The 20,228-nt window shown below is 64.3% G+C and carries 22 protein-coding genes; 12 read left to right on the top strand and 10 right to left on the bottom strand.

Going from position 1 to position 20,228, the window contains the following annotated elements:
- The 3 genes from RFM40_RS03995 to RFM40_RS03985 all read right to left on the bottom strand — a co-directional run.
- On the bottom strand, positions 1-682 hold a 682-nt coding region (locus tag RFM40_RS03995; RefSeq protein WP_320277163.1), incomplete at its 3' end, for a DDE-type integrase/transposase/recombinase.
- A 171-nt stretch (positions 683-853) separates the two neighbouring features.
- A complete protein-coding gene (gene purB / locus RFM40_RS03990; protein WP_320227229.1) occupies positions 854-2,161 on the bottom strand; it encodes an adenylosuccinate lyase in 1,308 nt (435 codons plus the stop codon).
- A 61-nt stretch (positions 2,162-2,222) separates the two neighbouring features.
- Complete coding sequence (locus tag RFM40_RS03985; RefSeq protein WP_320227228.1) at positions 2,223-2,741, bottom strand: hypothetical protein; 519 nt, start codon at positions 2,739-2,741, stop codon at positions 2,223-2,225.
- A 196-nt stretch (positions 2,742-2,937) separates the two neighbouring features.
- Between RFM40_RS03985 and RFM40_RS03980 the strand changes: the two genes are divergently transcribed.
- Complete coding sequence (locus RFM40_RS03980) at positions 2,938-3,195, top strand: DUF2171 domain-containing protein (RefSeq protein ID WP_292299048.1); 258 nt, start codon at positions 2,938-2,940, stop codon at positions 3,193-3,195.
- A 12-nt stretch (positions 3,196-3,207) separates the two neighbouring features.
- Here the strand turns inward: RFM40_RS03980 and RFM40_RS03975 are convergent, their stop codons facing one another.
- On the bottom strand, positions 3,208-4,224 hold the full coding sequence (locus RFM40_RS03975; RefSeq protein WP_320227227.1) for a P1 family peptidase: 1,017 nt from the start codon (positions 4,222-4,224) through the stop codon (positions 3,208-3,210).
- Positions 4,224-5,294 (bottom strand): branched-chain amino acid ABC transporter substrate-binding protein, encoded by a 1,071-nt coding sequence (locus tag RFM40_RS03970; protein ID WP_320227226.1) that lies wholly within the window; start codon positions 5,292-5,294, stop codon positions 4,224-4,226. Before RFM40_RS03970 ends, RFM40_RS03975 begins: the two co-directional genes overlap by 1 nt.
- Positions 5,295-5,488: 194 nt before the next feature.
- On the opposite strand from RFM40_RS03970, the gene RFM40_RS03965 reads away from it, so the two are divergent.
- The 7 genes from RFM40_RS03965 (at position 5,489) to RFM40_RS03935 (ending at position 11,846) form a co-directional block, all read left to right on the top strand.
- Positions 5,489-5,983, top strand: coding sequence for a flavin reductase (locus tag RFM40_RS03965; RefSeq protein ID WP_320227225.1), 495 nt, complete (start codon positions 5,489-5,491; stop codon positions 5,981-5,983).
- A 29-nt stretch (positions 5,984-6,012) separates the two neighbouring features.
- Positions 6,013-6,936 carry an AAA family ATPase gene (locus tag RFM40_RS03960; RefSeq protein ID WP_320227224.1) on the top strand — a complete coding sequence of 308 codons (924 nt, stop codon included), beginning with the start codon at positions 6,013-6,015 and terminating at the stop codon, positions 6,934-6,936.
- Between the two features lie 5 nt (positions 6,937-6,941).
- Complete coding sequence (locus RFM40_RS03955; RefSeq protein ID WP_320277162.1) at positions 6,942-8,192, top strand: vWA domain-containing protein; 1,251 nt, start codon at positions 6,942-6,944, stop codon at positions 8,190-8,192.
- 61 nt (positions 8,193-8,253) lie between these two features.
- A complete protein-coding gene (locus RFM40_RS03950) occupies positions 8,254-8,592 on the top strand; it encodes an XdhC family protein (protein ID WP_126100569.1) in 339 nt (112 codons plus the stop codon).
- Between the two features lie 6 nt (positions 8,593-8,598).
- The gene (locus RFM40_RS03945) at positions 8,599-9,303 is read left to right on the top strand and encodes an XdhC family protein (RefSeq protein ID WP_320227222.1); all 705 of its coding nucleotides are present in this window, start codon (positions 8,599-8,601) and stop codon (positions 9,301-9,303) included.
- Positions 9,300-10,922 (top strand): molybdopterin-binding/glycosyltransferase family 2 protein, encoded by a 1,623-nt coding sequence (locus RFM40_RS03940; protein ID WP_320227221.1) that lies wholly within the window; start codon positions 9,300-9,302, stop codon positions 10,920-10,922. The genes RFM40_RS03945 and RFM40_RS03940 overlap by 4 nt, the downstream gene beginning before the upstream one ends.
- A gap of 33 nt (positions 10,923-10,955) precedes the next feature.
- Positions 10,956-11,846 carry an alpha/beta hydrolase family protein gene (locus RFM40_RS03935; protein ID WP_320227220.1) on the top strand — a complete coding sequence of 297 codons (891 nt, stop codon included), beginning with the start codon at positions 10,956-10,958 and terminating at the stop codon, positions 11,844-11,846.
- Here RFM40_RS03935 and RFM40_RS03930 read toward each other — a convergent pair whose 3' ends face one another.
- Complete coding sequence (locus RFM40_RS03930) at positions 11,847-12,896, bottom strand: DUF1176 domain-containing protein (RefSeq protein ID WP_320227219.1); 1,050 nt, start codon at positions 12,894-12,896, stop codon at positions 11,847-11,849.
- Positions 12,897-13,039: 143 nt separating this feature from the next.
- Here RFM40_RS03930 and RFM40_RS03925 point away from each other — a divergent pair, with 143 nt between their 5' ends.
- Entirely contained in the window at positions 13,040-13,543 is a 504-nt protein-coding gene (locus RFM40_RS03925; protein ID WP_320227218.1) for a DUF1993 domain-containing protein, read from the top strand.
- A 42-nt stretch (positions 13,544-13,585) separates the two neighbouring features.
- Here the strand turns inward: RFM40_RS03925 and RFM40_RS03920 are convergent, their stop codons facing one another.
- Positions 13,586-14,050: a hypothetical protein gene (locus RFM40_RS03920; RefSeq protein WP_320227235.1), complete on the bottom strand. Its 465-nt coding sequence runs from the start codon at positions 14,048-14,050 to the stop codon at positions 13,586-13,588.
- 42 nt (positions 14,051-14,092) lie between these two features.
- Here RFM40_RS03920 and RFM40_RS03915 point away from each other — a divergent pair, with 42 nt between their 5' ends.
- The 3 genes from RFM40_RS03915 to RFM40_RS03905 all read left to right on the top strand — a co-directional run bounded on the left by RFM40_RS03915 (position 14,093) and on the right by RFM40_RS03905 (position 17,093).
- Positions 14,093-14,611, top strand: a complete 519-nt coding sequence (locus RFM40_RS03915; RefSeq protein WP_320227217.1) for a hypothetical protein — start codon at positions 14,093-14,095, stop codon at positions 14,609-14,611.
- A 113-nt stretch (positions 14,612-14,724) separates the two neighbouring features.
- The gene (locus tag RFM40_RS03910; RefSeq protein ID WP_320227216.1) at positions 14,725-15,792 is read left to right on the top strand and encodes an aldo/keto reductase; all 1,068 of its coding nucleotides are present in this window, start codon (positions 14,725-14,727) and stop codon (positions 15,790-15,792) included.
- A gap of 35 nt (positions 15,793-15,827) precedes the next feature.
- The gene (locus tag RFM40_RS03905) at positions 15,828-17,093 is read left to right on the top strand and encodes a cysteine desulfurase-like protein (protein WP_320227214.1); all 1,266 of its coding nucleotides are present in this window, start codon (positions 15,828-15,830) and stop codon (positions 17,091-17,093) included.
- A 6-nt stretch (positions 17,094-17,099) separates the two neighbouring features.
- Here the strand turns inward: RFM40_RS03905 and RFM40_RS03900 are convergent, their stop codons facing one another.
- The 3 genes from RFM40_RS03900 to RFM40_RS03890 all read right to left on the bottom strand — a co-directional run bounded on the left by RFM40_RS03900 (position 17,100) and on the right by RFM40_RS03890 (position 20,228).
- Positions 17,100-18,128: a histone deacetylase family protein gene (locus RFM40_RS03900; RefSeq protein WP_320227234.1), complete on the bottom strand. Its 1,029-nt coding sequence runs from the start codon at positions 18,126-18,128 to the stop codon at positions 17,100-17,102.
- Positions 18,128-18,622 (bottom strand): GNAT family N-acetyltransferase, encoded by a 495-nt coding sequence (locus tag RFM40_RS03895; RefSeq protein WP_320227212.1) that lies wholly within the window; start codon positions 18,620-18,622, stop codon positions 18,128-18,130. Before RFM40_RS03895 ends, RFM40_RS03900 begins: the two co-directional genes overlap by 1 nt.
- Positions 18,623-18,845: 223 nt before the next feature.
- Complete coding sequence (locus RFM40_RS03890; RefSeq protein WP_320227211.1) at positions 18,846-20,228, bottom strand: aminotransferase family protein; 1,383 nt, start codon at positions 20,226-20,228, stop codon at positions 18,846-18,848.

The following is a 20,228-nucleotide window of genomic DNA, read 5'->3' as shown; positions in this document are numbered from 1 at the left end:
GCCTGGAGTGGCTGATGGCGATGCCAATCTCGATCAGCCAGACGGTGAGCAAGGTGAAGTCGTTGCGGCCGCCATCGCCCCAAGGCGGACCATTGTCTGTGGCGATGCGCCACGGCAGGCCATAGCGACGGAAGGCGGCAATCAGCCGGGCTTTTACGGTCTCGGTGGTCTGGTCGGCGCAGGCCGACAGCGCGATCGAGAAGCGCGAATGGTCGTCGAGCACGGTAAGCGGATGCAGCCGGCCGGCGCGCAAGGCAACGTGGCCCTTGAAATCCATCTGCCACAGGTGGTTGGGGGCGGCATGCTCGAAGCGAATGAAAGGCTGGGCTCCGCCGCCCAAAGCCCCCAGCTCGATACCGTTGCGGCGCAGGATGCCGGTGACCGTCGAGGCCGCCGGCGTGCCGATGCCTTCGCGGGCGAGCACCCGCGCGATCTTGCGTCCACCCCAGGCTGGATGCGCCACACGCACCGAAACGGCTGCTGCTTCCACCTCCGGCGCACTGCGAGCCGGGCTCGACAGCGGTCGCCGAGACTGTTCCGCCAAGCCCGCCGCGCCTTCCATCCGATAGCGCGAAAGCAACTTGTGGCCACAGGTCCGGCCAATGCCGAAGCGCCGGCACAGCGCGCTCACATTGGCGCCAGGCGCCAGCGCCAATCTCACGAACTCTTCTTTCTGGCTCATCACGCTTCTGGCCTCGAATGGCATCCCGAACCCCCTCGCGCAAAACGCGCAAAACTGTTCGCGATGTCCTCGCACACCTGTTCGCGATGTCCCCGGTCCAAACACCCTTGTGGGAGAAGGTGTCGCCGAAGGCGACGGATGAGGGGTGCTCCAGCTTGGCGTTAGCCCCGCTCAAGCCTCTCCAAACACCCGCTTGAAGATCGTGTCGACATGCTTGGTGTGGTAGCCGAGGTCGAATTTCTCGCGGATTTCGGCCTCGGGCAGTGCGGCTGTCACCTCCTTGTCGGCAAGAAGTTCCTCAAGGAAATCAGCGCCTTGTTCCCATACCTTCATGGCGTTGCGCTGAACCAGGCGGTAGGCGTCCTCGCGTGACACGCCGGCTTGCGTCAGCGCCAGCAGCACGCGCTGCGAATGCACCAGGCCGCGGAACTTGTTCATGTTCTTCAACATGTTGTCGGGATAGACGAGCAGCTTGTCGATGACGCCGGTGAGCCGCGACAGCGCGAAGTCGAGCGTCACGGTCGCATCCGGGCCGATCATGCGCTCGACGGAGGAGTGCGAGATGTCGCGCTCGTGCCAGAGCGCGACATCCTCCATGGCCGGCATGGCGTAGGAACGCACCATGCGGGCAAGGCCTGTGAGGTTTTCGGTCAGCACCGGGTTGCGCTTGTGCGGCATCGCCGACGAGCCCTTTTGTCCCGGCGAGAAATACTCTTCTGCTTCCAGCACCTCGGTGCGCTGCAAATGGCGGATCTCGATGGCGAGGCGTTCGACCGACGAGGCGATCACGCCGAGCGTGGCGAAGAACATGGCGTGGCGGTCGCGCGGGATGACCTGCGTCGACACGGGCTCCGGCTTTAGCCCGAGCTTCTTTGCCACATGCTCTTCGACATAGGGATCGATGTTGGCGAAGGTGCCTACGGCGCCCGAGATGGCGCAGGTGGCGATGTCTTCCCTTGCATGCACCAGCCGCTCGCGGCAGCGCGAGAACTCGGCATAGGCCTGCGCCAGCTTGACGCCGAAGGTCGTCGGCTCGGCGTGGATGCCGTGGCTGCGGCCGATGGTGACGGTGTCTTTGTGCTCGAAGGCGCGGCGTTTCAGGGCGCCAAGCAGCGCGTCGATGTCGGCAAGCAGGATGTCGCTGGCGCGCGTCAATTGCACTGCAAGGCAGGTATCGAGAACGTCGGACGAGGTCATGCCCTGATGGATGAAGCGGGCATCCGGGCCGACGAATTCCGCAAGATGGGTGAGGAAAGCAATCACGTCGTGCTTGGTGACGCGCTCGATCTCGTCGATCTTGTCGACGTCGAATTTGGCGGTGCCGCCCTTTTCCCAGATGGTTTTCGCCGCTTCCTTCGGGATGACACCGAGCTCGGCCAGCGCGTCGCAGGCATGCGCCTCAATCTCGAACCAGATGCGGAAGCGGGTTTCGGGCGACCAGATGGCGACCATTTCCGGCCGGGAATAGCGAGGGATCATCGTTTCCAAGTCCTGCCTGGGAGAAGCTTTGGCCGCGTCCTAACAGAGGCGGGCCAAATGCTCAACGCCGCTGGCGCGCGAACCAGATGCTGGCCACGGCAAGGGCGAGGAAGCCGAGCGGAAAATAGAGCCGCACACCCAGGACGACGAACTGATAGAGCGCTGTCAGCGCCGTGAACACGAGTTCGAATGCCCAGGTCAGCGTGAAGACCGGCGCGTGCCACTCGGCGTAATAGGAACGGTATTGCAGCGCGAAAAGGCCGCCGGTGAAGCCAAGCGTGGTGGCAAGCAGGCATACGAAGGCGGCGGCAAGCGCGGTTTGCCAGTGCCGGCCGCGCGATACCAGCCTGGCAAGCGTCAGCCCGACTGGAAAGGCAAGCGCGCCGCCGATGAAATACAGAAACACAACGAGGCGGATCCTGTCCGACGTCTCCCAGCTATAGAACAGCAGGTTGCGGAACGCGCTTGCGCCCATCGCCATGCCCCAGAGCAAGGCGCCAACGACAGCCGTGCCCGCCGAGGGCAGAGCATCGCGCAGGCGGTTTCCGAGGCGCAACGAGCATGGCTGCAGCGGCGTCATGGGCAGCCGACCATGTCGCACGGCGAATGGCCGTTCAGGTTGCGTGTCGCTGGCGATGCAGTCTGTCTCATTGGCGTCATGCCTATCACGCCATGGTGAACAAGACGTGCCGCTCGATGCATCCAATCCGGCGCTCGTTTGTTATTGTCGGCCGTCTCACGTCGAGGGGGGCGCGGCCATCCAACGGAGGACCAGCATGACCACCGACATCAGCAAGATACGCGAGCACATGGAAGTGATCGGCGCCGATGGCGTTCATATCGGCACCGTCGACAAGGTCGATGGGCAGCGCATCAAGCTGACCAAGGCCGACAGCGGCATGGGAAGGCACAGAGGCCATCACCACTACATTCCGCTCAGCCTGGTCGCGGAAATCGACGAGAAAAAAGTCTGGCTGTCGGCGAATTCGGATGTCGCGGTGACGTTCGAGGAAGAGAAGTCCGACCCAACCTGATCCCAATGATCGTCAGCGAGACGACCAGACCGGAAACAGATCGCCGTCGGCGGGCGTCGCCGCGTGGACGCCGCGGCTGATGGCACGCGCCATGGTGGCTCCGGCGGCCGCATAAAGATCGATCGCTGCGTCGGCGCTGAGCTCGATGCCGCTCCTGCCGGTCGCCAGCGCGAAGACCAGATCGCCGTCGGCGGGCGTATGGGTCGGCCAGATGGCGCGTACGAAGCCGTCATGCGCCGAAATCGCCAGCCGTTTGGCGGCAGCCTTGGTCAGAACGGCATCGGTGGCGATGACAGCAATCGTTGTGCTGCCGCTTTCCGCCCGTGTCCCGACACGCCGGTCGCGGTATTTCAAAAGGATTTTTTTGGCATCTTCCGGCATCGGGTCGGGATAGCCCAGGCCGCCGAATTCGTCGTCGATCTCGAAGGGAGCGGCCCAGAAATGCCGGCTGCGCCCGACCGTCACCGAACCGGTCGGGTTGACGGCGGCGAGCGCGCCGATGGTGACGCCGCTGTCGAGCACCGTCGAGGCCGAGCCCAGCCCGCCCTTCAGTCCGGAGGTCAGCGCGCCGGTGCCGGCCCCGACCGTGCCGATTGGGAAGTCGGCCGTTGCCGCCTGAACCGCCGCGTAGCCGAGTTCGCGATAGGGCGGATAACGGCCCCAGTCCTTGTCGCCGCCATTACGCAGGTCGAACAGGATCGCCGCCGGCACGATCGGGACGCGAAAACCGCCGACCTCGACGCCGATGTTTTTCTCCCGCAACGCTGCCTGCACGCCGGAAGCGGCATCGAGCCCGAAGGCCGAACCGCCGGACAGCACGACGGCGTGAATGGCTTCGATGGAATTCTGCGGCTCGAGCAGATCGGTCTCGCGCGTGCCGGGCGCGCCGCCTAGCACCTGGACGCCGGCCACCGCCGGCTCGTCGCAGAGCACCACCGTCACGCCCGATTTCAGCCTGGCGTCGTCCGCATTGCCGACGCTGAGGCCGGCGACATCGGTGATCAGGTTACGGGGTCCGGTGCGGAACATCACTTTTCCTCCAGCGGCACGAAACGGGAGCCGTCGAAGCGGAAGGCGCGGAACGGGTTCTGGCTGAGATCGCCCTTTTCGTCGAAGCGGATGGTGCCGATCGCGGTTGCGAAATCATGCCCGGTCAGGGCCTCGGCGAGCGATTTGCCGGAGCTCTCCGCATCGGCCGTTGCCGCTTTCGCCGCCTCTACCGCGGCATAGGCCGGCAAGGTATAGCCGTCCGTCACGATCTTCCTTTCGCCAAAGGCCTGCACGACCTTGGGGTCTGCGATTTCCGCCCATTCCGGCAATGCGATCATCAGCGTGCCGTCCGCGTAGGGAACGTCGTCGGTCGGCGTCCGCAATGTCTCGCCGCCGGCGAAGGTGATGCCGACATCGAGCTGCGCGGCGTCGCGCCCCATGATGGCAATGTCGTCGCCGTCGCCGCCGGCAAATACCTTGGTCGCGCCTGCCTTCTTCAAACGGCCGATGAGCCCGATCTGGTTGTCGAGCTGCGGCCGGAAGGTGTCGACGAAGACCGGCTTCAGCGCCGCCTGTTCGGCGGCCGTGCGGAAGGTCTCGGCGATCTCGCGGCCATAAATGGTACCGTCGTCGACAATGGCGAACAAGTCGTTCTGCCAGAGCCGGGTGAGGATCGTGGCCACGGCATTGCGTTCATCGTCGCCGCGCGGCCCGAGCCGGTAGACCGGCCAGCCGGTCTTGGCGCGCCTGTCGGTCAGGCTTTCGGTGCGCACGCCGATCGCGATGACGGGAATATTGGCGTCCTTCAGGATCGGCAACGCCGCCTCGATCGCTTCGGTGCAGAGAAAGCCCACAACGACACTGACTTTGGCGTCCACGAATTGCCTTGCGGCCGCCGCGCCGCCGTCGGCGGTGCAGGCGTCGTCGACGGTCTTGACCGCGATGCCTTGGGCCTCCGCCGCCAGCCCGCTTCCTGCCTCGATCTGCTTGCCGAGGATCGCCGACGGCCCGGAGAGCGGCGCGGCGACGCCGACCAACATATCGGCATTGGCGCTCGCGGCCAGCGACAGCCAGAACAGCGCGGCTAATGTCGTCGTGATATGGCGCATTCGGGCGAAGAGGTTCCCCTATGCCGGAGTTACAGTCCGGCACTATTCCAGCAAAGACCTAAAGGCTGGCTAATCCCGGCGCAACACGCGAATTTCAGGATTTGGGTCAAGCACTTCGCCCCTGCTTGGCAGCTTGTGGCGTGCAATATGTGGCCATATATAACGGACTTGGTTTTGACAGGTGGAATCATCGGGTGCTGAAGATCAATGACATCGGGCCACAGCACTATCGCGATGCGATGGCGCATTTTGCCGGCCATGTGCATGTGGTGACCACGGACGGCCCGGCGGGCAAACGTGGCGCAACGGTGATTGCCGCCTGCTCGGTCTCCGACACGCCGCCCACCGTGCTTGTCTGCCTCAACCGCGAAAATCCGAAGAATGAACCGTTCATCAGGAATGGCAACTTTGCGCTGAACACGCTCGCCTCGGACCAGGAGGCGATCTCTGTGGGCTTTTCCGGCATCACCGGCCTGCCGCCCGAAGAACGCTTTGCGCTCGGCGAATGGGACGTGATCTCGACAGGCGCGCCGACACTGAAAGGCGCGCTCGCCGTGTTCGATTGCCAGATCGTCGATGCCAAGGATTTGGCCACCCACCGTGTGCTTTTTGGCAAGGTGACAGGCCTGCGCATCGGCGATAATTTGCGGCCGCTGATCTACCACAACCGCGGCTACCACGTTCTGTGAAACGGGTGCGCGGGATCCACGGAGACAAAATGACCGTGCCGCGGCCCGCGCCGAAGTCGATCGACGAGACGCTCGATCTCCTGACCGGCGCGGATTATGTCGCGGATCGCTCGCTGGCGACGGTGCTGTTCCTGTCGCTGCGCATGAAGCGGCCGCTGTTCCTCGAAGGCGAGGCGGGCGTCGGCAAGACCGAGATCGCCAAGGTGCTGGCCGATGCGCTCGGCCGCCGGCTGATCCGGTTGCAGTGTTATGAGGGGCTCGACATCTCCTCCGCCGTCTACGAGTGGAACTACGCCGCCCAGATGATCGAGATCCGCATGGAGGAGGCGGCTGGCAAGGTCGTGCGCTCCGACATGGAGCGCAACGTCTTTTCCGAAAAATACCTGATCCGCCGCCCGGTGCTCGATGCGCTGACCGGTAAGGCAGGGGCGGCGCCGGTGTTCCTGATCGACGAGCTCGACCGTACCGACGAGGCCTTCGAGGCGTTCCTGCTCGAGATATTGTCGGACTTCCAGGTCACCGTCCCGGAACTCGGCACGATCAAGGCGGAAGAGCCGCCGATCGTCATCATCACCACCAACCGCACGCGCGAGATCCACGACGCGTTGAAGCGGCGCTGCCTCTATCACTGGGTCGACTATCCGAACGCCGAGCGCGAGCTGGAGATCGTGCGGCGCAAGGTGCCGCAGGCGAATAGGAGGCTGTCGGCCGAGGTGGTGTCCTTCATCCAGAAGCTGCGCCAGGTCGAGCTGTTCAAGGCGCCGGGCGTCGCCGAAACCATCGACTGGGCCGGCGCGCTCACCGAGCTCGACAAGGTGGCGCTCGATCCGGAAACCGTATCCGACACGATCGGCGTGCTGCTGAAATACCAGGACGACATTGCCCGCATCGAACAGGGCGAAGGCCGGCGTATCCTCAATGAGGTCAAGGCCGAGCTTTCAGCCGCGGAGTAGGCGCGATGCCATCGCCGCGCCCGGAACCCAGAGAGGCGCTTGCTGACGGGCATATCGCCGACAACATCGTCTATTTTGCGCGGGCGCTGCGCAAGGCCGGCATGCGCGTCGGGCCGGCCTCGGTCAAGGACGCCATCGAGGCTGTGCTTGCCGCCGGCATCGGCTCGCGCGACGATTTCTATTGGACGCTGCATGCGGTGCTGGTCTCGCGGCACGAGGATCATCCGGTTTTCGACGAAGCCTTCCGCCTGTTCTGGAAGTCGCACGAATTGATCGAGAAGCTGCTGGCGATGTTTTCGCCGGTCGCGCCGGACGATCGTGAAAAGCAAAAGCCCCGCGCTGCCGAAAACCGCGTCAGCCAGGCGATGTTCGAAGGCCACCACAAGAAACAACCGGTGCGGGAAGTGCCGGAGATCGAGGTCGATGCGCGTTTCACCTTCTCTGGTAACGAGGTGCTGAGGGCCAAGGATTTTGCGCAGATGGATGCGGCCGAACTGGCCGAGGCCAAAACGGCGATCACGGCCTTGCGGCTGCCCTTCGATCTGGTGCGCACGCGCCGCTTCAAGGCTGATGCACAGGGGCGCCGCATCGATCCGCGCGCCATGATGCGCTCGGCCGCGCGCACCGGCGGCACTCTGATCCTGCCGAAATTCCGCTCGCCGCGCGAAGTGCATCCGCCGCTGGTCGTGCTTGCCGACATTTCCGGCTCGATGAGCCAGTACACGCGCATCTTCCTCCACTTCCTCCACGCGCTGACGGAAAAGCGCCGGCGCGTGCACGCCTTCGTATTCGGCACGCGGCTGACGAACCTCTCCCGCCAGATGCGCCATCGCGATCCCGACGAGGCGCTGGCCGAATGCTCGGCAGCTGTGAAGGACTGGTCGGGCGGCACCCGCATCGGTGATGCGGTCGCCGAATTCAATCGGCGGTGGTCGCGCCGCGTGCTGGGGCAGGGCGCTGTGGTGCTGCTGATCACCGATGGGCTGGAGCGCGACGATGTCAGCGGCCTGTCGGAGGAGATGGAACGGCTGCACAAATCGTGCCGGCGGCTGATCTGGCTCAATCCGCTTTTGCGTTTCGACGGGTTCGAGGCGCGCGCCCGCGGCGTGAAGGCGATGCTGCCGCATGTCGACGAGTTCCGCGCGGTGCACAATCTCGATGCGCTGGCCGATCTTTGCGCTTCGCTCGACCGGCGGCCGGCGGTTTTTGTCGACCCGCGCCGCTGGCTGCAAACTGGCGAGAAGCATGCCGCGTAGCCATATGTTCGTGGGGAAAACATGCGTTTCCCCTGAAAAACAGACTTTGTGAGAAGCGACGATGGACGAGAGCATTTATCTCGATGAGGCCCGCGATCCCCTGATCATCGCGGAAGGCTGGATGAAGGACGGCAAGGATGTCGCCATCGCGACCGTGGTCGAGACCTGGGGTTCGGCGCCACGCCCGGTCGGCAGCCATCTGGTCATCGACGCCGAGGGGAATTTCCACGGCTCTGTTTCCGGCGGCTGCGTCGAAGGCGCGGTGGTGACCGAGGCGGTCGATGTCATCGACAGCGGCAAGGCCAGGATGCTGGAGTTCGGCGTTGCCGACGAAACGGCATGGCAGGTGGGCTTGTCCTGCGGCGGCCGCATCAAGGTCTATGTCGAACGGCTGGGCTGATCATTTATGGACCCGTACGTTCTCAAGACACTCAACGAGGAACGCCGCGCTCGCCGCGCGGCGGTGCTGGTCACCGATCTCGGTGACGGCCGCGACCGTATCGTGCGCGAGGGCGACCATGTTGCGGGCGATCTCGGGGCGGCAATCGCTAGGGCGTTCCGCACCGGCAATTCGGAATCTGTCGAGGCGGAAGGGCGGACCTTCTTCCTCAACGCGCATTTGCCGCGCCCGCGCCTGGTGGTGATAGGCGCCGTGCATATCAGCCAGGCGTTGGCGCCGATGGCCAGGATCGCCGGCTATCCGGTCGAGATCGTCGACCCGCGCACGGCCTTCGCCACGCCGGAGCGCTTTCCCGATGTGGCGCTGCATGCCGAATGGCCGGAAGATGTGCTGAAGCGCCAGCCGCTCGACAGCTACACCGCTCTCGCCGCCGTCACCCACGATCCGAAGATCGACGATTTCGCGCTGAAGGCAGCGCTCGATGCCAAGTGCTTCTATATCGGTGCGCTGGGCAGCAGGAAGACCCATGCCAAGCGGGTCGAGCGACTGCTGGCACTCGGCGCCAGCGCCGACCAGATCGCCCGCATCCACGCGCCGATTGGTCTCGACATCGGCGCCGCGAGCCCGGCCGAGATCGCCGTCGCCGTCCTTGCGCAGGCCATCCACGCGTTCCGCTCGCGCGGCCTCGAAGCGAAAGGCGCCGTGGCGTGAAATTCGGTCCGGTTCCGATCGATGAGGCCGAAGGCGCGGTGCTGGCGCATGCGACTACCGCCGGCGAGCGGCGGTTCCGCAAGGCGCATCGGCTAAGCGGCGAGGATATCGCCGCGCTGAAGGCGACCGGTATCGGCGAAGTCGTCGTGGCCGTTCTGGCTCCCGAAGATCTTGGCGAGGATGCCGCGGCCGAACAGATCGCCTTGAGCATGACGCATCGCAACGTCGAGACGAAGCCCGCCGCAACAGGACGCGTCAACCTGCACGCCGAAACCGCAGGCATCTTCACTGTCAGCGTGGAAATGATCGACGCCATCAATGCCATCGATCCGTCCATCACCATCGCGACGCTGGCGCAGCACGCGCCGGTCGAGCAGGGCCAGATGGTGGCGACGGTTAAGATCATCCCCTTTGCCGTCGCCGCAAGCCTGGTGGACGCGGTGGTGAATATCTGCACCCGCGGGGAGATATTTGCCGTCAACGCCTACCGGCCGGTCAACATCGGCGTCATCCAGACGGTGCTCCCCAGCATCAAGCCAAGCGTGCTCGACAAGACGCTGCGTGTCACCGAGGCGCGGCTGGCGCGCTCCGGCGGCCGGCTGACGGCGGAGCGGCGCACGCCGCATGAGATCGCGCCCGTCGCGGAAGCAGCCAGCGCGCTGGCCCGCGACAACGATATGGTGGTGATCTTCGGCGCCTCGGCGCTGGCCGATTTCGCCGACGTCATCCCGGCCGCGATCGAACGCGCAGGTGGTACCGTGATCCGCGCGGGCATGCCGGTCGATCCCGGCAATCTGCTGGTGCTCGGAACGTTGGCTGGCAAGCGCGTCATCGGCGCGCCCGGCTGCGCCCGCAGCCCCAAGGAAAACGGTTTCGACTGGGTGCTGGATCGGCTGATCGCCGGGCTCGACGTGACCGCGCGAGACATTGCCGGCATGGGCGTCGGGGGTCTCTTGATGGAAATCCCGACCAGGCCACAGCCGCGCGAGCCGCTGCCAGCGTCACAGTCGGCACGATCGGAGCCCAAAGTCGACATCGTGCTTCTCGCCGCCGGCCGCTCCAGCCGCATGGGCGGGCCGAACAAGCTGCTGGCATTGTTCGACGGCAAGCCGCTGGTACGCCGCACGGCCGAGCGGGCGCTGGGCTCGAAGGCCGCCGCCACAATCGTCGTCACCGGCCATCAGCGCGAGCGCGTGCGTTCGGCGCTTTCCGGCCTCGATGTGAGGCTCGCCGACAATCCGGACTTCGTCGACGGCTTGGCCTCGTCGCTGAAGGCGGGTATCGCGCGGGTTGCGCCCGATGCCGCCGGCGCCATGATCGTGCTCGGCGACATGCCGGGCGTCTCGTCGCGGGATCTCGACAGCCTGATAGACGCCTTCCGCCGCTCCGGTGGTCGCGCCGTGGTGCGCGCCGCGCATCTCGGCAAGCGCGGCAACCCCGTGCTGTTGCCGCGTTCGCTGTTTTCAGCCGTCGCGCACCTCGAGGGTGACACCGGCGCGCGCCATCTGGTCGAGGCCGAGGGACTCGACGTCATCGATGTCGAGATCGGCCAGGGCGCGTCGATCGATGTCGACACCCGCGAGGCGCTGGAAGGGGCGGGCGGCGTGCTGCAGGATTGACAAACCGAAGCCGAATTTCGCATGGCTCTTGGCATGTCTTTCCAGTTCCGATCTTTCCCCGCACTGTTCATCGCAACAGCTCTCTCCCTCTCTGCCGCCGACGCCGACGCGCTCGAGCTAAAACCCTTCAAGGACGACCTTTTCGCCTATCCGGCGACGCTGTCGACCGGCGACAACGGCACCTACACGGTGCTCGACTATCGCGAGATGCGCGACATCAACCAGCGCGACGAGGTGCCGGAAAAGCGGGTGCATGCGCAATACACCGATCCCGGCGTGCGCAAAGTGCAGCAGGATCTGATGCTGAAAACCGATACCGGCGACGTCAGGCATATCGCGGTCGGCAAGACGGAAAGTGCGGCCATCATCGTGCTTTACCTGCACGGGCAGGGCGGCAGCCGCAAGCAGGGCGTCGACGACTTCACCTTCGGCGGCAATTTCAACCGCCTCAAGAATCTGATGGCCGAAAATGGCGGCCTCTATCTTTCACCGGATTTTCCCGATTTTGGCGACAGGGGCGCCGCGCAAGTGGCGGCGCTGATCGATCACTATGCCGAGAAATCGCCGGGCGCCAAAATCTTCGTCGCCTGCGGCTCGATGGGCGGCATACTCTGCTGGAAGCTGGCCGATCGCAAGGACACCGGCACCCGCATCAACGGGCTGCTGCTGCTTGGCTCGCTCTGGGAAGAAAGTTTTTTGACCAGCCCTGCCTTCAAGCGCCGGGTGCCGGTGTTTTTCGGACAGGGCAGCCATGACGTGGTTTTCCCGGTGGAGAAGCAGGAAGCCTTCTTCCGCTCGATCCTCGCCAAATCGAAGGCTTACCCCGCCCGCTTTGTCCGTTTCGAGACCGGCACGCACGGGACGCCGATCCGCATGGTCGACTGGCGCGGCACGCTGAATTGGATGCTGGCGAAAGCGCCGTGATCAAGGCGCCGTGTTGTAGTCCAGGACGGTCTCGGGGTTGATCGCGCCGTCATAGGACGCGTCGACGTCGTATTGCACCAGCGAGAAGTTGCCGTTGCGAAACAGATAGGTGCCGGTCGACGAGGCGTCGCCGACGCCACGCCATTTGTTCATCGAGGTAATCGTGTTGGTCTTGTCGTCATAGTCGGAATTGACCAGCTGATCGTCGGTCTGGAAGCCGATGATATGGATCCCCTCGACCTTGCCCTCGCTGTTGTTATTCTCGTAGCGGATGTCGAGCTCGGGTGAGGCGAATTGCAACTGCCTTACGCCGTTGACGTCATCATAGATGTAATAGACCGCGCTTTCATTGTAGGCGGCCATCGAGCAGAAGAAGCGGAAGAGGCGCGTCTCACGCTCCGGCTCGTCGGCTCCGGCATCCTTGTCCTTGTAGTGGATGGAGTAGGTGTCGGGCTCGCCGACCGGTTTGCCCTCCGGATTCTCCTTGTCGCACTGTTCGCCGTAAGTGGCGAGGAAGGCTTTCTTGGCCTGTTCCAGCGCTCCATCCTTCTTCGGCGGTGGCGGGCCGTCTCCGCAGTTTGCCGGTACAGCGTCCTCGAAGTCCGAGGTCGACGGTTTCAACGCGCCCTTGTCGATGAAGATGGGCTGGAACGGCGGCTCCTGGATCTGCGCGTTGACCTGGCGCAGCGTGTAGCAGCCGGCAAAGACTTTTGCCTCGCCCTTCTTGTCGGTCGCCTGGATGGCGACGGGAACGCTGTAGTAGATGCTGCCGGCGGCACCCTCGTTCGAAACGGCGCCGGTCTTGACCTCGACCGTATCGGTATTGTCGTAACCCTTGACGAAAGCGTTGAAATCTTTCGCTGGCTTTGTATCGCCGAAATAATCCCAGGCGCGGGCGAATTCATGTCGGCTGATGGCGCTGTAGAGCGAGCGGATGACCGCCTCGGCACTGGATCTGTCGTCAATATAGGGCGCTTCGGCGGCGAGCGCCGACTGGCCGATGCCGGCAAGGGAGAACAAGGCAGTCGCTGCGAGAAAGATGCGTCTCATCGGGGAATCTCCGCTCGATAACGAAAATACTACCACGGCGATTGCGGCGGCGCGGTGACGCCGGGGCAGAGCTGCTTGAAGAATCGGACTGGGAGGCGCTAGCTCACGGGCCGCGGCGCTGAGGCCGCCTGGGAGAGTGTTCCGTGACCATTTCCATGTACGACATATCCGTGGCCGTCTTTTCGGCCAGATTGAATTCACTGTCCAAAGTTCTGTCGCTGGCCGAACAGAACGCCGCCGACCGCAAGATCGACCCGCAGGTGTTCCTGACCGCCAGGCTGGCGCCCGACATGTTCGCCTTGACCCGGCAGGTGCAGATCGCCACCGACCACGCCAAGGGCGCGCCGTCGCGGCTCGCCGGCCGAGAAGTGCCGAAATACGAGGACAACGAGTCAAGCTTTGGAGAACTGCACGCCCGAGTCGCCAAGACGCTCGATCATCTGGGGTCGTTCTCTGCGGCCGATCTGAACGGGTCGGAGGAGCGGACGATCGAACTCAGGCTTGCCGGGCGCGAAGTGTCGATGAACGGACTGCAATATCTGCTCAACGCCGCCATGCCGAACTTCTATTTCCACATCACCACGGCCTACGACATCCTGCGGCACAACGGTGTGCCGCTGGGCAAGGCGACGTTCTTGGGACGCTGAAGACCAAGAGGTTTCCCGGTGCCGGGAAACCTCTTTTCATCGTCAGCGTATCGACATTTCGCGGGCGATACGCGGAAAATCGGCCGGCTTGATGCCGATATCGGCGCGGTCGGCGCTGCTCATCGCATTGAGAAGCGCGAGCGCCGAGCGGTAACGCTGCTGTTCCTGCGGGCGTGGCCGCGCGAACATTTCGGTGAAGAACCCCATATCCCAGGCCCCTAATTTGTCCTCCACACGCCGAGCATACAGTGATTTGTTACAATTGTGCAGTGCAGCAATTGCATGGCAGCCATGCCTGGCGAATTTTTTCGTCACAATCGATTCTTTCTGAAACTTTTGCGGACGCTCTGCCGTACGCCTCGATGCTGGCGCATGGCTGGCTTTTTCCTCGCCACTCCTGGCGATCTTGCCGGGCTGCACGAAAATGCAGCCCGGCTTTTTATTTCGACGCGTCGGGCAACGGGTTTCGGAGCTGACAAAGCCCGCAATTGTTAACGTCGTCGGCATTCATTTTTAACGAGAGCGATCTATGATCGACGGTGACAATGAATGCCGTCGCGACAGGAGGAGGCTGAGATCGGCACCGGGAACAAGCTCGATTTCGCTTCATTGCTAGACGACCTGATTATCGCTTCCGAGAAAGGCGAGGAGGCCGTCGCCCGGCCCTCCATTCCGTTCGACTACCTGTCGGTGGCGGACGAGCTTCACTCCGGCCGTATCAAAGTTGCCGGCGAGAGCGTTGCCGCCGAATATCGTGAGGCAGGCGCTGACCTTGCCGCCGAGTTCGCGGCACTTCTCGACCAGGCTAAGCTCGCGCTTGCCGACGAAGAGCACGGGCCGGAAGAAAAGCTGCCGCCGATCGATCCCGAATCGATTGCCGGCGAGCTCGGCCTCGACCGTCCCGCCAAGAACGCCGATTTCGGCCGCATGCGCCGCAACTTTGCCTTCTCCAACCATCCCGATCGCGTCGCCCCGCATTTGCGCCAGCGCGCCATGATCCGCATGCAGGTGGCCAATATGCTGATCGACGAGGCCAAGCGGCGGGCGTTGGCCGCTACCCGGCGCTAGCAATTTCACGCAAAAGTCGGCGGCGGCAGGGCTTGGAGAACCTCCGGCCTTTGCTTTATGCTTGAATTTTCCTCCCGCGCAGCCCGCGCAAAACCTCCCGCCGGAGACATTCCATGCAAAAACGCCGCCTCGGTCGGACCGATCTCCTTGTTTCGCAAATCTGCCTGGGCTCGATGACCTGGGGCCAGCAGAACACCGAGGCGGAAGGTCATGCGCAGATGGACCTGGCATTCTCGCGCGGGGTGAATTTCATCGATACGGCCGAACTTTACCCGATCCCGCCAAAGGCGGAGACGCAAGGATGGACCGAGAGGATCATCGGCAGCTGGATGAAGGCGAAGGGAAACCGTGACAAGGTCATCATCGCCTCGAAAGTGGTCGGCCGCACGGCCAACACCTGGTTCCGCGGCGACCGTCCGTCGAAGCTGGTGCGCGCCGACATCTTCGATGCGGTCGAAAAGTCGCTGGCCAAACTCCGCACCGACTATATCGACCTCTACCAGATCCACTGGCCGGACCGAGACATTCCATGGGGCTCGAACCCGACCCGCGTCGGAGCGGTGGCGCGCCGGGCCGACGCTGCCGGCGCTCCGGCGGGCGAGACGCCGATTGCCGAGACGCTCGCCGTCTTCGAGGAGCTGGTGAAGGCAGGCAAGATCCGGCATTTCGGCCTGTCGAACGAGAGCTCGTGGGGCATCACGCGTTTCCTCGCCGAATCCGGCAAGGGCATCGGCCCGCGCGTCGCTTCGTTGCAGAACGCCTACAATCTGGTCAATCGCACCTTCGAGGTGAACCTGGCCGAGGTCTGCGAGCGCGAAGAGGTTTCGCTGCTTGCCTATTCGCCGCTGGCGCAGGGCTATCTGACCGGCAAATACGATCATGGCGCGCGGCCGCAAGGCTCGCGCTCGCAGCTCTTCAACCGCGGCCAGCGCTATGAGACGCCGAATGCGGCAGAGGTGCTGCTCGAATACAACGAGCTGGCGCGCTCCTTCGGCATGGAGCCGGCACTCTTTGCCAACGCTTATGTGTCGAGCCGACCGTTCGTGACTGCGAACATCGTCGGCGCCACCAGCGTCGCGCAGCTCGACATGGCGCTGTCCTCGGCCGAGGTCACCTGGACGGATGAGATGCAGAAGGCAGTCGACGCCATCCATCAGCGCGTCGGCAATCCGTGCCCGTGACCGGAATAATTCGAAAAGACAAAGGGATGGAGACAATGGCGGACTTTCCGATCGAGGTCGTGCGCGGGAAATTTCCGGCGCTTTCGCTGGCCGACAAAGGCCGCCGCATCTATCTCGACAATCCAGCCGGCACGCAGGTGCCGCAGGCGGTGGCCGACGCGGTGTCGCGCTGCCTGCTCAGTACCAACGCCAATCTTGGCGGTTTCTTCGAAACGACGGTCGCAGCGCAAAAAGTGGTCGACGAGGCGCATGCCGCGATGGCCGATTTCCTCGGCGCGGCAAGTGTCGAGGAGATCATCATCGGCGCCAACATGACGACCTTGACCTACCATATGTCGCGAACGCTCGGCCGGACGATGACGCCGGGCGACGAGATCGTCCTCACCCGCATGGACCATGAGGGCAATGTCTCGCCCTGGCTGCAGCTCGCCGAGGACCTCGGCCTTGTCGTGCGCTTCCTGCCGTTCGACGAACGGAGCTGGCAGGTCGAGGAAAACGCTTTGAAGGCGCTGCTTTCGGAAAAGACGCGGCTGGTGGCGCTGAACTATGCCTCGAACCTCACCGGCTCGATCAACCGCGTGAAGGCGCTGACGGCAATCGCCAAGCGGGCCGGCGCGCTGGTCTATGTCGATGCCGTGCAGTTCGCGCCGCATGGGCTGATCGACGTGCAGGAGCTCGGCTGCGACTTCCTGGTCTGCTCGGCCTACAAGTTCTTCGGGCCGCATATGGGCATATTGTGGGGCCGCCGCGACGTCGTCGATGCGCTGAAGCCCTACAAATGCCGCTGCTCGTCCAACGGCCTGCCGGAGCGTTTCGAACTCGGCACGCCGCAGATCGAGCTGATGGCCGGCCTCACCACTGCCGTCGATTATTTCGCCGATATCGGCGCTTTGGCCGGCGAGGGCGGCTCGCGGCGGCAGCGGATTGCGAAAGCTTTCGAGGTGTCGATCGCCTACGAAAACGCACTGGCGCGGCAGTTGATCGAAGGCCTGTCGGATATCGCTGGCCTGACCATCCGCGGCATCACCGATCCGGAGCGCCTTGGCGAACGCGTGCCGACGGTTTCCTTCACGGTCGAGGGCATCGCGCCGGAAACGATCGTGCGGCAGATGAACGCCGAAAACATTTTTCTCTGGTCGGGCCATAACTACGCATGGGAAATCGTCCACCAGCTCGGCATCCCGCCGGAACAAGGCGTCGTGCGCATCGGCATCGCGCACTACAATACGGCCGCCGAGATCGACGAAACGCTGAAAAGGGTGCACCGCGTGATCGCGATGCTGAGCCAGCAGCGCGCCTGAAACGCTTTATCCCCGCTTGCCGCCGAAGCCGGTCAGGAAAGCGGTGAGGTTGTCGCCCAGCGCATCGCAGAGATAGCCGCCTTCTTGGACGATCACCGTCGGCAGGCCGAGCCCGGCTATCGCCTCGCCGATGCGCGCGAAACCGGGCGTCGTCACCGACAGGCCGCCGAACGGGTCGCCTTCGAAGGCATCGAGCCCGAGCGCCACGACCAACGCCTCGGGCGCGAAGGCGCGGATACGCCGGAAGGCCGTTGCGAGCGCTTCGAGAAACGCAGCGTCGCCGGATTTGCGCGGCAGCGGCAGGTTGAAATTGTAGCCGAGGCCCGCGCCTTTGCCGCGCTCGTCGGCGTGCCCCCAGAAAAAGGGATAGAAGCGTACCGGATCGGCGTGCAGCGAGACGGTGAGCACATCGGGCCTCGCGTAGAAGATGCCTTGCGTGCCGTTGCCGTGATGCAGGTCGACATCAAGGATCGCAACGCGCGCGGCGTTCCTGCGCAGCACCTGTGCGGCGACGGCCGAATTGTTGATGAAGCAGAAGCCGCCGGCGACGTCCGCGAAGGCGTGGTGGCCGGGCGGTCGGCAGAGCGCATAGGCCGAAGGCGCCCCGGCCATCACGGCTTCGGCGGCTTCGACCGCGCTCCAGGCGCTCCACAGCGCGCTGTTCCAGGTCTCGGCCGAGATCGGGCAGGCGGTGTCGGCCATGTGATAGCCGGCCTGGCCGACCGCCGAGGCCGGATAGGAGCCGTTGCGGGCGATCGGGTGGATGTTCGGAATGACCTCCGCCGAGGCGCCTTCGATACGCTGCCAGCGTGCGAAGATGTGCTCGAGGAAGTCGAGATATTCGGGCGTATGCACCGCCGCGACCGGGCCGAGGCCATGCTCCTTCGGCCTCTCGATCGTCAGGCCGGCCGATCTTGCGCCGGCTAGCAATCTTTCGACTCGCTCGGGCTTTTCCGGATTGGGCTGGGGGGCGCCGCTGGAGAGAAAGGCCTTCGGGTCGTGGCGCTTCTGTTCCTCGGCATAGAAGGCTTTCATCATTCTTCCTCCGGTGCGTCGGCAAAGGCGAAGAAGGCCTCGCCGACGATCTTTTGCACCTGCTCGTAGCTCGACCAGCCGATACCCAGTCTCTCATAGAAGGCCTTGGCGGTCTCGTTGTCGGTATCGACGGAGAGCCTGAGATAGACGCCGCCCGCCGCGCGGCACTCCCTGGCCACGCGCCGCAGCAGTTTTTCGCCGATGCGGCGGCCGCGAAAGCGGTTCTCGACATAGAGATCCTGCACGTAGACGCCTGGCCTGCCCATCCAGGTCGAGAAAATCGGGAAATGCAGGCAGAGCCCGGCGAACTCGCCGCCGACCTCGGCGATCAGGGTCGAGAAGGCGGGCTTTTCGCCGAAGCCGTAGCGGCGCAGGTCATCGGGGGTGGAGGTGATCTCCTGATGCGCACCGATGTGGGTGCCGAGGCGCAGCAGGGCGGCGTGGATGGTCTCGATGTCGTCGATACGGCCGGGGCGGAGAACAATTACGCTCACGACAAGCACGGCGCCCAGGCGCCCCCCTCTGTCCTGCCGGACATCTCCCCCACAAGGGGGGAGATCAGATGTCTCCCGGGTTTTCGCCAATCTCCAGCGCCGCAGAATCGGCGGCGGGGCCAAAACTGCCGATCTCCCCCCTTGCGGGGGAGATGGCCGGCAGGACAGAGGGGGGTGCGAAGGATCGCAAACATCTCAGGATGTCTCAAAACGTCACCCGCCCTCAACCCTCAACCGGCAGGTCGAGCTCGGCGGCCAGCGCTTCCAGCGAGTCGCCGATGATAGCGATCATCTCGCCGATCTGCTCACGCGTGATGATCATCGGCGGCGCCACCATGAAATTGTCGCCGTCGACGCCGCCCTTGACCTTGCGGCCATAGATGATCAGCCCGCGCGCATAAGCGTGATCGAGCAGGCGCTGGGTTGCCTTACGGGTGGGTTCGATGGGCTTCAGCGTCTCCGGATCGGCGACCATTTCCACGCCAAGGAGCAATCCCTTGCCGCGCACGTCGGCCATGAACGGGAAGCGTTTCGCCAGTTCTCTCAACTCGCCAATCAGCACGTCGCCCATAGCTGCGGCATTGGCGATGAGATCGAGCCGGTCCATCTCGCCGAGCACGGCCAGCCCGGCGGCGCAGGCAAGCGGGTTGCCGGCATAGGTGTGGCCGTGCTGGAAACCGCCGGAGGCAAGCAGCGGCTCGACCAGCCGCACGGGTGCTGCCAGCGCGCCGAGCGGCGCATAGCCCGAGCCCAGCCCTTTCGAGAGGGCGACGATGTCGGGCCTGCAGTTCCAATGGTCGCCGCCAAGGAATTTGCCGGTGCGGCCGGCGCCGCTCATCACCTCGTCATGGATAAGCAGGATGCCGTAGCGGTCGCAGATCTCGCGGATGCGCGGATAATAGCTGTCGGGCGCGACAAGGGCGGCTGTCGCGGCCCCCCCGACCGGCTCCATGATGAAGGCGAGCACGCTTTCCGGGCCCTCGGCTTGGATCTTTTCCTCCAGCATGTCGGCGTAGCGGACGCCGCGCTGTTCCATCGAGAGGTTGTCGCGGTCGCGCCAGGCGGTTGGCGCCGGCACAGCCGGCATCACTCGCATCATCGGCGTGAACGTCTCGGCCAGCGCGTCGTCGCCGGTGACGGAAAGCGAGCCGAGCGTGCCACCGTGATAGGAGGGGAAGCGGGTGATCACCTTCCAGCGCTTGGGCTGGCCAGTGGCGACCGCCCATTGCCGGGCGAGCTTGATGCAGGATTCGGTTGCCTCGGAGCCGCCGGAGACGAAGAAGATGCGGTCCATGCCGGCCGGCAGCTTGCCGGCGAGCTCCCGCGCCAGCTCCTCCGCCGGCTCGTTCTCGAAATGCAGCCGGTAGGCGAAAGTGGTCTTGTCCATCTGCCGCTTCATGGCGTCGAGCACGTTGCGGTTGGAATGACCGATATTGGCCACCATCGGTCCGCTCGACCCGTCGATGAAGCGGCGGCCGTCCTTGGTCCAGAAGTAGATGCCCTCGGCACGGTCGACGAGCGGCCGGCGCAGGCTGGAGAGGTAGAACAGATGCGACGGCGGCCGCGCTTCGGTATCGGGCGAGGGCTGGGCTTCCAATTTCGGCAT

The organism is Mesorhizobium captivum, assembly GCF_033977165.1.
Taxonomy (GTDB): Bacteria; Pseudomonadota; Alphaproteobacteria; order Rhizobiales; family Rhizobiaceae; genus Mesorhizobium; species Mesorhizobium captivum.
The sequence above is the reverse complement of the archived record's forward strand: the minus strand, read 5'-3'. Positions and strand labels throughout refer to the sequence as shown.

Coding starts and splice junctions, on each gene's coding strand:
- RFM40_RS03935 (WP_320227220.1), top strand. CDS start 10,956: ATGTCTTTCCAGTTCCGATCTTTCCCCGCACTGTTCATCGCAACAGCT.
- RFM40_RS03905 (WP_320227214.1), top strand. CDS start 15,828: ATGGCGGACTTTCCGATCGAGGTCGTGCGCGGGAAATTTCCGGCGCTT.
- RFM40_RS03920 (WP_320227235.1), bottom strand. CDS start 14,050: ATGCCGACGACGTTAACAATTGCGGGCTTTGTCAGCTCCGAAACCCGT.
- RFM40_RS03955 (WP_320277162.1), top strand. CDS start 6,942: ATGCCATCGCCGCGCCCGGAACCCAGAGAGGCGCTTGCTGACGGGCAT.
- RFM40_RS03950 (WP_126100569.1), top strand. CDS start 8,254: ATGGACGAGAGCATTTATCTCGATGAGGCCCGCGATCCCCTGATCATC.
- RFM40_RS03910 (WP_320227216.1), top strand. CDS start 14,725: ATGCAAAAACGCCGCCTCGGTCGGACCGATCTCCTTGTTTCGCAAATC.
- RFM40_RS03900 (WP_320227234.1), bottom strand. CDS start 18,128: ATGAAAGCCTTCTATGCCGAGGAACAGAAGCGCCACGACCCGAAGGCC.
- RFM40_RS03945 (WP_320227222.1), top strand. CDS start 8,599: ATGGACCCGTACGTTCTCAAGACACTCAACGAGGAACGCCGCGCTCGC.
- RFM40_RS03970 (WP_320227226.1), bottom strand. CDS start 5,294: ATGCGCCATATCACGACGACATTAGCCGCGCTGTTCTGGCTGTCGCTG.
- RFM40_RS03930 (WP_320227219.1), bottom strand. CDS start 12,896: ATGAGACGCATCTTTCTCGCAGCGACTGCCTTGTTCTCCCTTGCCGGC.
- RFM40_RS03915 (WP_320227217.1), top strand. CDS start 14,093: ATGCCGTCGCGACAGGAGGAGGCTGAGATCGGCACCGGGAACAAGCTC.
- RFM40_RS03975 (WP_320227227.1), bottom strand. CDS start 4,224: ATGTTCCGCACCGGACCCCGTAACCTGATCACCGATGTCGCCGGCCTC.
- RFM40_RS03985 (WP_320227228.1), bottom strand. CDS start 2,741: ATGACGCCGCTGCAGCCATGCTCGTTGCGCCTCGGAAACCGCCTGCGC.
- RFM40_RS03980 (WP_292299048.1), top strand. CDS start 2,938: ATGACCACCGACATCAGCAAGATACGCGAGCACATGGAAGTGATCGGC.
- RFM40_RS03890 (WP_320227211.1), bottom strand. CDS start 20,228: ATGCCGAAATTGGAAGCCCAGCCCTCGCCCGATACCGAAGCGCGGCCG.
- RFM40_RS03960 (WP_320227224.1), top strand. CDS start 6,013: ATGACCGTGCCGCGGCCCGCGCCGAAGTCGATCGACGAGACGCTCGAT.
- purB (WP_320227229.1), bottom strand. CDS start 2,161: ATGATCCCTCGCTATTCCCGGCCGGAAATGGTCGCCATCTGGTCGCCC.